This window comes from Streptomyces sp. NPDC020362 (assembly GCF_040642095.1).
Classification (GTDB): Bacteria; Actinomycetota; Actinomycetes; order Streptomycetales; family Streptomycetaceae; genus Streptomyces.
Map to the genome: position 1 here is coordinate 1 of NZ_JBFAET010000078.1, position 12,819 is coordinate 12,819.

Annotated in this window: 11 protein-coding genes; 5 read left to right on the top strand and 6 right to left on the bottom strand. The window is 69.0% G+C overall.

Annotated features, from left to right (window positions below):
* The 3 genes from AB0H32_RS25505 to eccE all read right to left on the bottom strand — a co-directional run.
* Window positions 1-505 (bottom strand): SCO5717 family growth-regulating ATPase (locus tag AB0H32_RS25505; RefSeq protein ID WP_361124649.1); only part of this gene is annotated, 505 nt, incomplete at its 3' end.
* Between the two features lie 300 nt (window positions 506-805).
* Complete coding sequence (locus tag AB0H32_RS25510; protein WP_361124651.1) at window positions 806-1,600, bottom strand: hypothetical protein; 795 nt, start codon at window positions 1,598-1,600, stop codon at window positions 806-808.
* 14 nt (window positions 1,601-1,614) lie between these two features.
* Window positions 1,615-2,952, bottom strand: a complete 1,338-nt coding sequence (eccE, locus tag AB0H32_RS25515) for a type VII secretion protein EccE (RefSeq protein ID WP_361124653.1) — start codon at window positions 2,950-2,952, stop codon at window positions 1,615-1,617.
* A 196-nt stretch (window positions 2,953-3,148) separates the two neighbouring features.
* On the opposite strand from eccE, the gene eccB reads away from it, so the two are divergent.
* From eccB to AB0H32_RS25530, 3 genes are read left to right on the top strand one after another with little or no spacing between them, the layout of a single operon-like run.
* Complete coding sequence (eccB, locus tag AB0H32_RS25520) at window positions 3,149-4,678, top strand: type VII secretion protein EccB (protein WP_361124655.1); 1,530 nt, start codon at window positions 3,149-3,151, stop codon at window positions 4,676-4,678.
* 10 nt (window positions 4,679-4,688) lie between these two features.
* Window positions 4,689-5,963, top strand: coding sequence for a type VII secretion-associated serine protease mycosin (gene mycP / locus AB0H32_RS25525; RefSeq protein WP_361124657.1), 1,275 nt, complete (start codon window positions 4,689-4,691; stop codon window positions 5,961-5,963).
* Complete coding sequence (locus AB0H32_RS25530; RefSeq protein ID WP_361124659.1) at window positions 5,960-6,550, top strand: hypothetical protein; 591 nt, start codon at window positions 5,960-5,962, stop codon at window positions 6,548-6,550. The genes mycP and AB0H32_RS25530 overlap by 4 nt, the downstream gene beginning before the upstream one ends.
* 62 nt (window positions 6,551-6,612) lie before the next feature.
* On the opposite strand, the gene AB0H32_RS25535 is transcribed toward AB0H32_RS25530, so the two are convergent.
* The 3 genes from AB0H32_RS25535 to AB0H32_RS25545 form a co-directional block, all read right to left on the bottom strand.
* Entirely contained in the window at window positions 6,613-7,119 is a 507-nt protein-coding gene (locus tag AB0H32_RS25535) for a hypothetical protein (protein WP_361124661.1), read from the bottom strand.
* Between the two features lie 53 nt (window positions 7,120-7,172).
* Window positions 7,173-9,473 carry a hypothetical protein gene (locus AB0H32_RS25540; protein ID WP_361124663.1) on the bottom strand — a complete coding sequence of 767 codons (2,301 nt, stop codon included), beginning with the start codon at window positions 9,471-9,473 and terminating at the stop codon, window positions 7,173-7,175.
* A 78-nt stretch (window positions 9,474-9,551) separates the two neighbouring features.
* Complete coding sequence (locus AB0H32_RS25545; RefSeq protein WP_361124665.1) at window positions 9,552-10,061, bottom strand: hypothetical protein; 510 nt, start codon at window positions 10,059-10,061, stop codon at window positions 9,552-9,554.
* Window positions 10,062-10,570: 509 nt separating this feature from the next.
* On the opposite strand from AB0H32_RS25545, the gene AB0H32_RS25550 reads away from it, so the two are divergent.
* The gene (locus AB0H32_RS25550) at window positions 10,571-11,014 is read left to right on the top strand and encodes a hypothetical protein (protein ID WP_361124667.1); all 444 of its coding nucleotides are present in this window, start codon (window positions 10,571-10,573) and stop codon (window positions 11,012-11,014) included.
* Complete coding sequence (locus tag AB0H32_RS25555; RefSeq protein WP_361124669.1) at window positions 11,014-12,819, top strand: hypothetical protein; 1,806 nt, start codon at window positions 11,014-11,016, stop codon at window positions 12,817-12,819. Before AB0H32_RS25550 ends, AB0H32_RS25555 begins: the two co-directional genes overlap by 1 nt.

The following is a 12,819-nucleotide window of genomic DNA, read 5'->3' on the forward strand; positions in this document are numbered from 1 at the left end:
GGTAGGGCGCGGGGGGAGCGGGCGGGACGGGCGAGGCGTACGGCGCCGCGGGTGCCGCCGTACCGGCCGGCGGGGTCGCCTGCGGCGGCGGAGTCAGCCCGGGAGCAGGCGATGCCGGGGGGAACGGCGGATACTGCGAGGCCCCGGAATCCCCCGGAACACCAGGAAAGCCGGGAGCACCCGGCCCCCCCGGACCAGCGGGGCCTCCCGGACCAGCGGGGCCTCCCGGACCAGCGGGACCGGTCGTGCCAGCGGGGCCTCCCGGGGTGCCGGAAGCTATCGAGCCGGTGCCACCCGCCCCGCCGGGACCGGCGGAGCCACCCGAACCCGGACCGCCCGCGGTGCCGGAGTCCCCCGGCGTCCCGGACGCGTTCTGCGTGTACCAGGCGGGCGGGGCGTAGTCGATGGTGAACTCGCCGGTGGTCTCGAAGGCCGACTCCGCGTCGGGCTGGTCATCGCCGGGTGTGGCCCAGCCCCCGCGGATCCCGTCCCGATCGCTGCTCACAGTTCCTCCTGGTGTGGTCGAGCACCCTCATGCCGTGCCGGGGCGACCATGTCGTGTCGTTCACGTCGTCCGTAGTCGTTCGAGGCAGCCCGATCCGCCGGTCTTCCCCCTGGGCCGACGACGCCTGGTCCACGGGTTCTGGCATCGCGCCCGTTCCCAGCCTAATCACCACGGGGCACACCTCGGCAGCCCCGCCCACCTCTCGGCTCGCGCCCGACGGCGCCGACCGCGAACAAACGTCGAACAATCCACGCAGGAGTGAGGAACAAGCGTCGAACAAATAGGACGAGACAGGTCAGTTCAGTCCATCCGGCGTGGTGTGCCCAACAATCCGATCTCGGCATCGGTGGGTTGGGTCATCACATACTGCCGGTCACGATCGGTGCACCACAACGTCACACCGTCGGGGAGCCCGGGCAGCGACTCCACCTCGGTCCGGGACAGCCCCATGGTGCGCCCCAGTTCCGCCGCCTCGTCCGGCGAGACCCGCTGGATACCGGCGAGCCGCGCCTGCCGCAGCAGCCGGGGAGCGACCGGGCTGAGATACGGCAGCAGGGTCAGCACGGACTGCCAGGGCCCCGACACCACGCGCCCGCGCGGCGGCCGCATACCGCAGTCCCGCACCACGAGCACGGGCGTACCGGCCGAGGCGCCCTGCGGAGGAACCCGCCCCACCTCGTACACGGCGAGCCCGTTCTGCCCGCCGCCCATGGCATGCACCATCTGCATCCAGGCCTGCGGCCGCCCCGTCTCCACCGCGACCCGCGCCCCTGTGGCCGCCGTCCGCAGCGCCAGCACCTGAGCCGTCCACAATCCGCCGATCAGCACGACGTCGTACGGAGTGGGCCGGTTGATGCCCAGCACGGCCGGCTGCCCCTCGGCGTCCACACCGGCGACCACGCCGTCGTCGCCGATGGGCAGGGCGAGAGCCTCCAACTGCTGCACGGGCAGCGAATGGCGTCCATGCCGGGGCCCGATCAGCCCGAGCCCGTGCCGCAGGCGCTCACCCACCCGTTGCAGCCCGGACGCCACCGAGGTGTCCGCCCTGCCCGAAGTCCCGGGAGCCCCGGGGATTCCGGAAGGAGCCGTCGTCATCGTCGGGATCGTCGTCACCGCACACCTCCAAGCGGCAGCGTGGCCAGCATGCCCGGCAGCTGCTCACGGTCGAGCCGGGCGAGCCCGGCCCCCGCCTGCCGCGCCGCACTCTCCAACGCGCGCCGTGCGGCCACCAGTTCGTCGTCGCTGCGCCCGGTCACCCGCAGATGCCCGCACAGCGACACCTCCTGCTTGTCACCGCGCGCGAGGGTGAGGCTGAAGGTCGTCGCCAGCGCCGGTACGGCCGTCACCCGGGCGACGAACTGCGGCAGCGACTCGCCCCGGCCGCCACCCAGTTGAGGCCAGCGCCTGACCCAGTACGTCGTGTGCCGCCGGTTGTCGCACCGCCAGCTGCGCCCGGATTCCTCGGTCCGCCGCTCCCGCGCCTCGCTGCGCCCCGCCTCGGCGGTCACCAGCGGGTTGGCGCAGGCGGAGGTGGCGAGCGCGGCGATCAGCTCCTCCTCGTCGAGCACCCGGGCCCGGAACCCGGCCCCGGTCAGCCGGCTCGCGAGATGGTCGGCCGCCCGCACGACACACTTCTGTGCCCCGGGCAACCCGCCCCCGCGCGCGGCCACGGCCTCGGCGCACAGCTCGGGGTCGAGCTTCAGCGCTATCCACGTGATGCGCACCGCCGGGGCGCCCGTCTGCTGCTGGAGCGGCAGATAGTTGGACACGGCCACGGACTGCTGGGGCAGGTGCAGAGCGGGCGCCGGCTGCGTGTGCAGCACAATCTGCGCCGACTCCAGCCGGATCCCGTCCACGTCGAGCGCGTCCTGCACCAGCTTCAGCGGCAGCGGCTGCCGGGTCCGCTCGGCCCGCAGCGCGGTCGCGTCGGCCTCCACCTGGAGCAGGGCGGTGACGAACGTCCCGTCCCCGGCGATCCCGACCGGCCGCCGGTCACGCGCCCCGTGGGAGTACGTCCGCAGCGCGGGCTCGCATTCGAGCGCGGGCACCAGGGCCGGTTCCGTGCCCGGTGGTATCGGGGTGTTCGCGGCCCGACGCCGACGGGCCTTCAGTTCCCGCGCTGTGCCGAGCCACTCCGGCAGCGAACGGCCCCGGCGCCGGACGAAGGCCAGGAGCACCAGGACCAGGGCGACGACGGCGGCAGGCACCATCGCGACCATGCCCACGGCCCAGCCGACGAGCAGGACGGCGGCAGCGATTTCGACCAGTACGATCCGTTGCAAACGGAACGAACCGGCCTGCCCCGGCCGGGGCCGGAGGCCGAGCGTGACCGGCTGCTGTGCCGCGCCGCGCCGAGCGGACGCCCCACGCGGCGCCGACGCGGACACATCCGTCCGGCCTCGTGCCGCCGAACGGCCGCGCGATCGCGTCCGCGTTCCGGAAGCCATCACTCCATCCCCCCGTTTTGCTCACAACTCGCTGGAACCAGGCGCCTGCACACGACCCTTGAGGGCCCAGGTACCCTACCCGCTCCGCAGGACTCGCCCCGCACCAGGCATAGTAGGGGCCGGGTCCGACAACGGAGGGCGGGGGAGCTGTTCCCCGGACGCGCTCCGCGTGAGACACGGGGAGAAACGGGCACAGATGGCATCTCGGCGGGACCAACTCAACGCCTACACCTTCGCGAAGCGGCGCATGCTCGCGTCGTTCGTGCAGTCGTCACCGGATGCCTCGGACGAAGGAGCGCCGCGGCCGCTGCGCGCCGTCCTGCCCGGCGCGATCGTCGGCGTGGTCGTCCTGGCGGCCTTCGGGGCCTGGGGCATGTTCAAGCCGACCGCTCCGCAGGGCTGGGACGATCCCGGCCAGAAGGTGATCATCGCCAGCAAGTCGACCACGCGGTACGTGGTACTGAGGACCAAGGGCAAGGTCCAGCTCCACCCCGTGCTCAACATGGCGTCGGCCAAGCTCGTCCTGAGCAGCCAGAGCGACGTCGACGTCGTCACCGTGGACGAGTCGATCCTGGACAGCGGCAAGATCCCGCACGGGGTCACCATCGGTATCCCCTACGCCCCCGACCGGCTGCCCTCCAGCCAGGAGGCCGGTGCCGCCAAGCGGTGGGCCGTCTGCGAACGCCCGAGCGGCAGCGGCGACTCGATCCAGAAGGCCGCGTTCGTCCTGGCGAAGCGCGACATGCAGAAGACCGAGGGCGCCGAGCAGAAGCTGCACGGCGGCGAACTCCTCTACGTCGTCTCGCCCGAGAAGACCCGCTACATCGTGGATGCCCAGGGCTGGGCGTACAAGGTGGACAGCACGGACGGTCTGCTGCTGCGAACCCTCGTGGGTCCCAACCGCGAACCCCAGCACGTGACCCGGGAGTGGATCGACACCCTGCACCAGGGCGACCCGATCAGCTTCCCGAAGGTCGGCGGCACGGCGGGTGCCCCGGCCCACGCCTCCGGCCAGCTGGACAGCCAGGCCAACCGCGTCGGCATGGTGCTCCAGGCCCCGGTCAACGGCGAGGAGAAGTCCTACGTCGTCCTGCAGGACCGGGTCGCCCCGATCTCGGACTTCGTCGCCCAGCTGCTGCTGGCCAGCAGTGACCTCGTGAAGCTCGGCCAGGCCGGGCACGCGAAGGAGGTCAGCTCGGGTGCCATCGACCCGGGACAGCCGTTCGGCGCCGAGCACAGGTGGCCCACCGAGAAGCCCACCGCGGTCAACGAGGCCTCCACGGCCGACGGCAGCCGTAACACCGTCTGCACCGTCCTGCGCGACGTCGACGCCAAGAACGGCGACACGACGCTGAGCACCTGGGCGGGCAAGGACTTCCCGGCGGTCCTGCCCACCGGCTCCTCCAGCGCGTACGTCACCGCCGGCTCCGGCCAGCTCTACCGCCAGTTCCAGGGCGAGGAGACCAAGGCGGGCCCGGTCTTCCTGGCCACCGACACCGGACTGCGCTACGCCCTGCAGTCCAACGACGACAGCTCCACGAACGACGCGGGCATCGGCACCACCGCCAAGCAGCGCCAAGAGCTCCAGCAGGAGGCCAAACTGGCGCAGACCCACCTCGGGTACGCCGACGTGGATCCCACGCCGATCCCCGCGGCCTGGTCGGAATTCCTGCCGACGGGCCCGCGCCTGTCGACGGCGGCGGCCCGCCAGCCGCAGGGCTCGTAGGGGGCAGCCGATGTCGTCCACGCGCAGCACCACGCGGCCCGGCCTCCGTACCCGTACCGCCCTGGCAGCGGCCCTGGCCACGGCCGCCTCCGTCCTCCTCCCGGCGTCGCAGGCGGCGGCGGACGAGGGCTCGGACCAGTGCACGTTCTCGAAGTCGAACCACAAATACGCCGGCACTCCCTGGGCGCTGCAGCGCGTCAACCTGGACGAGCTGTGGAGCCAGTCGAAGGGCGAGAACGTCAGGGTGGCCGTGATCGACACCGGCGTCGACACGGCCAACCCGCAGCTCACCCACGCGGTGGACGGATCCCTGGGCGCCAACTACCTGCCCGCGAAGGACAACAAGGGCAAGCCGGTCGACGGCGCCAAGTCCAAGCCCACCACGGACACGGTGGGCCACGGCACCCGGGTGGCCGGCATCATCGCCGCCCGCCCCATGAAGGGCACGGGTTTCGTCGGCCTGGCCCCCAAGGCGACCATCGTCCCGATCAAGCAGAACGACGCGGACGGCCACGGAACGTCCAAGAGCCTCGCCCAGGCGATCCGGCGCGCGATCCAGGTCAAGGCCCAGGTCATCAACATCTCGCAGGACACCACGAACGCGATCAGGCCGGACGACGACCTGCACCGGGCGGTCAACGAGGCCCTCGCCGCCAAGATCGTCGTCATCGCGTCCGCGGGCAATGACGGCGTGGGCGGCAACGTGAAGAAGACGTACCCTGCGTCCTTCGACGGAGTCCTCGCCGTCGCGGCCTCGGACCGCAACAACGAACGCGCGGCGTTCTCCCAGTCCGGCGACTTCGTCGGCGTCGCCGCCCCCGGCGTCGACATGATCTCCACGGTCCCCAAGGGCGGTCACTGCTCGGACAACGGTACGAGTTTCTCCGCGCCGTACGTGGCCGGCGTGGCCGCGCTGATCAAGGCCAAGCACCCCACCTGGACGCCCGCGGAGGTCGTCGCCCAGATCGAACAGACGGCGGAACGCTCCATCCCCGGCCACGACATCCGGGTCGGTTGGGGCGTGGTGGACCCGGTCCGCGCCCTCACCGAGGATGATCACCCCATCGAGTCACCTCACCCGGACTCGGGCCTCACCCACGCGGAGGCTCCCACGCCCGCGAAGCTCACCCTGGGCGAAACCCTCCAGGAGCGCACCGCCCGCATCGCCACGTACGTGGCCGTGGGCGCGGCGGTGCTGGTGGCGGGGCTGGGCGGGGGAGCGGTAGCACTACGCGACGCCCGGAGGAGGCGCCGCGCCCTGGAGAGCCGGACCTCCAGCCCATGACCGTCCTGCTGTTCCTCCTGTCCGCCGGGCTCGTAGCCATGACCTGCGTCAAGGCGGACCGGGTACGAGCTTGGCGGGAGGACCTCAACCCCTCGGCCCCCGACATCCCGGACGCGTCGTTCACCGTGGCCCGGGTGGCGCTGCTCGTGCTGGCAGCATTCGGGATCTACTACGGCTTCCAGAGCCTGGCCGTGGCCGACCGGGCGAATTGGAGCGGAGACGAACTGACCGTCGCGGTACGGGGCGCCGCGGACGCCTTGGACGGCACCACCACCTACGTCGGCTCCGAGGGCGATGAACCGGCTGACTTCGACGGTGAATACACCCTGAAGATCGAGGACGAAGTCACCGCGCACGGTGGCGGCGACGCCCCCGGCTTCGGCGTGGACGCCACCCCGACCGGCCCCGAGAAGCCGAACGAGGCCTATTACACCGTCACGGCCGACGGAACGCCGTCCGCCTTCTGCATGCACGTCACCCTCGACCGGGACAAGGCCGGCGACTACGAGGCGCCGGGAATCGGCGGCCAGACGTACCCGCAGCACAAGTACGTGTTCTCGGTGACGAACCGGGCGGGGGAGTGCTGAGGCCGGCTGCCCTGTGAACATGCGGCTTTTCGCGGCTTCGAGCAGCGGGACGACTCAACGCCTTACGAGCATTCATCGGAATGCCCGACGGCCTCGGTGTAGGTGGTCGCCAACTTCTTCATGGCAGGGGCATCGCCAAGATCCGAGTCGCGGACCCGCACCGAGATGTACAGCAGATGCCCGCTGTGGCCGGAGTTCTTGCAGCCGTCGACAATCTTCACGGCGCCCGTCCCGCTGTAGAGGAAGTGGTCGCCGGCGGACTGCCCGGCCTTCCCCAGCTGGGGATTGGCGTACGCGACCGTGTCGACGGACACGTCATCCGCCCACCACTGGAGGTTCGCCATCATCGCCCACCGGCCGTCGACGTCCACCCGGCAGAGCTTTCTCGAGGGCACTGGGCGCGTCTGGACAACCGTGGCCTGCTTGCCGGCGGGGAGAAAGGGAGAGATCACTTCCGGATCGACCGAGACGCCGCACAGCGCCGTGGGGACGTCGTACTCCTTCTTCGCAGAGGGTCCCGAGCAGTCGGCGAGCACACCGAATGCCGCGAGCACCGCTGTGGCCGCCACAGCTCGCCGAGCCACCATGTGTCCAGCCTCCTTCGACCGGCTCGACCCCGACATCAGATGTCCGTGACGAGCTCGGCTCCGACCCGCTCCATGTAGCTGCCGCCCTCCAGGAATCCCTGCGAGGAGGAATCCTCCGCCCAAGTGGACACGTCACCGGTGTTCGACAGGTGGTAGGCCTTGGCTGCGTCGAAGGCGGCCTTCCTTGTGTACTTCATGTTGTTCTCGTTGCCGTCCTGCCAGTTCCTGCCCATCTCGCCACCGGCATCGTCCTTGGCGCTGCCCTCGGCGTCCTTGAAAAGCTCCTCCAGCATCATGCTGGTCGCCGTTCCTGCGGCGCCACCGACGCCGGCGCCGACCGCCGGAGACGCGATGAAGGACGTGCCGACCCCGACGCCGGTGCCGACTCCTCCGGACAAGAAGTTCTTCCACTGGGCCACCGAGTGGTCGAAGTCCTTGTCCTTGGCGTCGGCCGGACCCGCGACTGCTTCGTTCCGGCCCATGGCCAAGGTCCCTGAAACCTGCCCGGAGTGGCGCGCGATGTCCCGGATGGTGAGTTCCACGTCCTGATTCGGGCGCCGGCTTTCCGGCAGGTCCGGATTCAAGTGGTATTCCATCAGCTTGCCCATGTAGTTTTTCTGGCCCACTTCGACGGCCGCATATCCCTCGGGGTCCTGGCCGACGGCGAAGAGAAACCGCGTCGCTTCGCGGCGGTCGAGTTCGGCCCCCGTACCCTGGACGGGATAGAGCTTCTGAACGCGGTCCCAGGCCGTCTGGCCGTCGTCGTCGCCCTTGCTCGGGTGCTGGTCCACATCGGTCGTCGCGCGGTCGATGTCCGGAAGGTACTCAGAGGCGATCTGCCCGATGCTGTCGGACATGTAACCGTGGTCCGTGAGCCGCTCGTTGTCGTCCGAGATCGACGAGACGATGCTTTCGAACAGCTTGGTCTGGCCAGGATTGTGCGCGGGTGTGTCATCGGTCGGCAGCTCACCCGTGGGATGCCCGGTGGTGGCCGCCTCCAGCGCCGAGGCCAGGTTGTTGCGGCCGTCGATGCTCTCGCCCTGGCTGAGGTCGCTGTTGCTCTCGTGCGGCCAGTGCCGCTCTTCGAAGAGGTACTTGAAGTTGGAGACGGCGTCCTTGTGGTCGCCGTCCTTCGGTATGAAGTCGTCGTTGAAGAAGTCGGTCGCGGCATCGGGGTTGTGGGAGAGGCCCTTGAGGTAACCCGACATCGGATCCCAGCCGGAGTCGCCAGCCATGTGGTTGAGGTATGGATCGAAGCCCAGCCGCTGCCAAGCCCCGTGCTTGCCGTCGCTGGTGAACCTCCGCTCCGTCTCCGTGAGGCCCTTGCCGTACTGCTTCATGAAGTCGTCGTCGTAGTCCCCGGCCCGCATGAGGTTGCTCATGACCTGGAAACCGAGAATGTTGCCGCGCCTGCCCTGCACCGGCCGGTCACCGATGTCGACCATGTGCCGCTTCCAGTCGGTCATGCCTGCCGTGTCGCTCTGGCTGGCGGTGGCGAGGGTGAGGGCGAGGTTCTTCTGCAACTCGCCCAGTTCTTCCCGCCGTTCCCGGGTGAGATCCGGTGCGACGGCCGGGTCGCTGACGCCGGCCCAGAAGGACAGGGTCTTCTCGGGGCCGAGGTCCCTGGCGAAGCGCTCCGAGAACAGCGGATCGGCGTGGTACTTCTTCAGCCCCGCATTGAGCCGGTCGAAGTCCTTCACCGACAGGTCGTCCGGGTCCTTCTTCGCCAGCTTCGCGAGCTCGTCGGCATCCTTGACGGCTTCCGCGGCTTCGTCCCTGTTCTTGTAGTCGGCGTCGGCGAAGCCCATCGCGCTCTGGTCCGCGATCGCCGTCAGGACCGTCTTGGCCGAGTCGTCGCTCTCGGTGGCCTTGCTGAGGATGCCCTGGATCTCGTCGCGGAGGGCGTCGACGTCTTTCTGACTGGTCGTGCTCGTGTTGCCGCTCGGGTCCGAGTTCCAGTCGGGGCGTGTGTTGCCCATGACCGTGAAGCTCCCGTGACCGGTGTCGACGACCGTGAGGTTCTTCTTCTGCCCCCGGGAAACCGACTCGGTGAGCTGCTGGTGGAAGCCCTTCAGCTCGTTGCGAGTGTCGAGCAGGATGTTGTGGATCGTGGTGGCCTGCGTGTGGGCGTCGGTGAACTCACCGGCGGTCTTGCCGATGAACTCCTTGGACACCTGCGCGTTCACACCGACCCAGTCGGCCTTGTTCGCGGCCTTGTGCAGGCCGTCCTCGGCGTCCTTCTTCAGTTCGTCCAGGTGCTTGACGAGGGTGGACCAGTCGGTGACGGCGTCGTCGAGGAGCTTGAAGTTGGCGTGGAACAGAGCGTTGAAGTCCATGGGTTGTCCTGGTCCCCCGGAGTGGCGGTGGCAGCCGGGTGTGCGTCGGGTGGTGTCGTCGTCCGGTTTCCGGCGCCGCTATTCCTTCTTCTTGCTCTTGTCCTTCTCCCCGTGGACGGGGTTCTTCCCGCCCGGCGCCCCGACCCTCTCGTCGAACCCGGCGTCCAGGGCGTCGATGCTGCTCATCTGCCGCTGGATGTAGTGCTCGTCGTTCGCGTGAACCGACTTGGTGACCTGCATGTGGTTGGAGATCTGTGCGCACGCGTCCATCAAGGACTTGAGTTGCTCGTCCCAGCGGTTCGACACGTGCTCGAGTCCCGACCCGACGGCGAAGCCCTGCTTGGACAGGTCGCCGGCTGCGGAGTCACTGCTGGGGACGGCGACACGGGCCTTGTCCCAAAGCTGGTTGTAGAGGTGGTGCGCGGCGCCGCCGATCTTCACCAGATCGTCGTGCCCGACCTTGAGATCACCGGTCTTGCCGGGCATGGCGGTGTGGCCGCCCCCACCGTCGACCTGGTTCAGCTGCATGTGCGCCGACTGACCGTCGGCCGCCCGTGCCTTGAGCTGCTCCCACTCGTCCCATGCCATGGAAGGACCTTTCCCCGTGTGGCTACCCCGGTGTCGGGTCAAGGTAGCAACCAAGGTTCGGAAAAATCTTCCCCATGTCTCCAATGTGTGGCTTGCCGGGCGTGAAGATTCGGGGAACGTATGCCCGTCCGGTTGGCAGCAGCGGTCTCCCGGCGGTCCGCCGCTCGAGGTCGACCGGAATGTTCGACGGCGCCGGACTCGCTCCCTCAGCGTGGGGTTTTGTGGTTGCAAAGTTCTGGTTCCAGCGAACCGGAGCGCCCCGCCTGTGTTCGGATGTGAATCTTCTGTATGGATGTCCGGATGCATCTGTCGTGATTGACCCGGTTGCCGGTCTTGCGCGGTCTGAAGTCGGTCACATCGGGACACCACTGCAACTGAACTGTCGCAGAGTTCAGTTGGCCGGGAATTGCACAGTGACTACAGTGGTCAACGGTGGATCCGGGGGTGTGACTGCCTGCTGCCCGGTCTGTTGAGAGCTGTACGAACGGGGAAACGGGGAAGGGGTCGCGGTGAGTGACGGTGGCGGCTCGGATCTGAGGCGCGGTCTTGAGGCTCTGAAGATCTTTCAGAAGCGTGTGAACAATGCGTTGAGGACTTTTGACGGCTCGCCGGGTGCGCCGTCCAGCATTGCTCAGCACGCCATCGGTCGGCCGTCGTTCAGCGGGACGGAGGTCCCGTTCCATGAAGCGGCTGACCTGCACGGACAGTACGAGCGTGTGCATGAACGCCTCACATACCTGTCGAAGTCGCTGGGCCTGCACATCGAGGCCCTGAAGATCGCGGTACGGGCGGCCGACGGCGATTACGACAACGTCGAGGAAGAGGTGCGCGAGCGCTTCTGGGCGATCCAGTCGCAACTCGACCAGGACCACCAGCAGGCGGTGGCGAAGGAGCAGGCCCAGAAGTCGAAGCCGGCGCCGAAGGCCAACAAGTCGACCGAGGGTGGGTACTGATGAGCGGCGACAACTGGCAGCAACAGCCCGAGTACAAGCCCGGTGTGGATCAGGCGGACCAGCAGGTCGGTGCGGTCAATGTCGTGGAGAACGTGCTGGCCATCACGCCGTTCGGCTTTGGCGCACACGTCAACGCCTTCGGCTCGACCGACTTCGAGAACCACGACCTCAACGACATGATCGACCTCGCCGAGCAAGGCAGCCCCGAGCACCTGGAGCTGGCCAGTAAGGCGTTGTGGGATGCCCACAAGTCCATCTCCGACGCAGCCACGGAGCTGCGAGCTCACATCGAAGCGGTTACCTGGGAGGGGAAGGGCGCTACCGGCTTCCGTGACTGGGGTAGGGGCCTGGCCAACTGGAGCGACGAGCTTGCGTCGTTCGCCAACAAGGCGGCCACGCAGATCTCCGCAGCGGGCATGGGGCTGGCCACCGTGAGTAAGTCGATGCCGCCCCGTGACCCCCGGCCCAGGGCCGATCGGAAGCTGCCCGCCGAGTTGCCCAAGGCCAAGCAGGTCGACAGCAACCCGGACTTCGTGGTTGCCAAGACGGCCGAGAAGAACCGGCAAGAGGCGATCAACCAGATGAACAGGCTGGCCTCTTACTACGCGGTGTCGGCCGGCGCCTTGAAGGGGGAGGACGGGCCGCCGCCGTACAAGGCGATGCCGCCTGTGGGGGTGCCGAAGCCGACCTTGACCGGTAGTGACGACAGGACCAGGGCGAAGAGGTTCGAGCCGACGCAGGCGGCTTCCGTCGATGCCGGTGCAGTGGGCCATCATGCGCAGGCGACGCCGACTGACGCGCCACCTGCGGCCCATGGTTCTCCTGTAAAAGAGGTGCACCAGACGACCGTGCACCAGCCGGTCGCCGATCCGAATCACCCCGTCGGCACGGAGATCAACACCGTCGGCACTCTGCCTCCGCAGCACACCACCGCACCGCACGGAGGACCCACGCCCACCCTTCCGACCTCTGGTGGAGGCGGGCAGCCGACGCCTCCGATGACTGCGGGGCCTGTGGCGCCTCCGATCCCCCCGTCCGTCGGACGTTCCACCGGCTATGGCCCGACCAGTCGGCTCCCGATTTCAACGCAGGGCCGCACGGGCCGCACCGGCCCTTCCGGCACTGTAAGTGGGCGAGTGCCGCAGGAGCCTGAGGGCCAGACGGGGCGTACCGCCACCGGCGGTCGTGTGCCGCAGGGCCCGATGGGGCAGGCTGCTCGCGCCGTGGGACGTACGCCGACTTCGGCCGGTCAGTCAGCTGTGCGAGGGTCCACTCAGCAGACCGGACGCTCCTCTCTGGGGCGTGGCATCACTGGTGGAACGCCGAGGACGGCCAACACGCCTGGTGGGCGTGCCGGAGTCGCTGGCCCCACCAGCGCGGCGCGTAACGGTGTCGTGGGCGGCAAGCCCGTCACGGGCCGTACGTCGGGTTCGGCGTCTAATCCTCGTGTCCCGCGAGGTATGGTCGTCGGCGCCGAGGAGCCGGTCTCCTCGACGCAGCCGAAGGGCGCCGTCGGGCAGCGAGGAGTTGTCGGCGCGCCTACGGCGAAGCCGGATCCCGCCACAAGCCAGTCGGTGCTGCGTTCGGCCAGCAATCCTGAGGGCGCGATTGGCGCGCCCCGGAACAACGGCGGCTCGACGATCAAGGGCTCCGAGGGCGGCGTTGGTAGGACAGGGCTCGGCCGGGGTGCCGTAGGTGAACGACAGGGCCCGAACGGTGGCACGGGACGCGCCGGGAAGCCGGAGAAGGAACAACACCGCTCGTCGCAGAAACAGCGGCGCGACGTGCCACAGAAGAGCGACTGA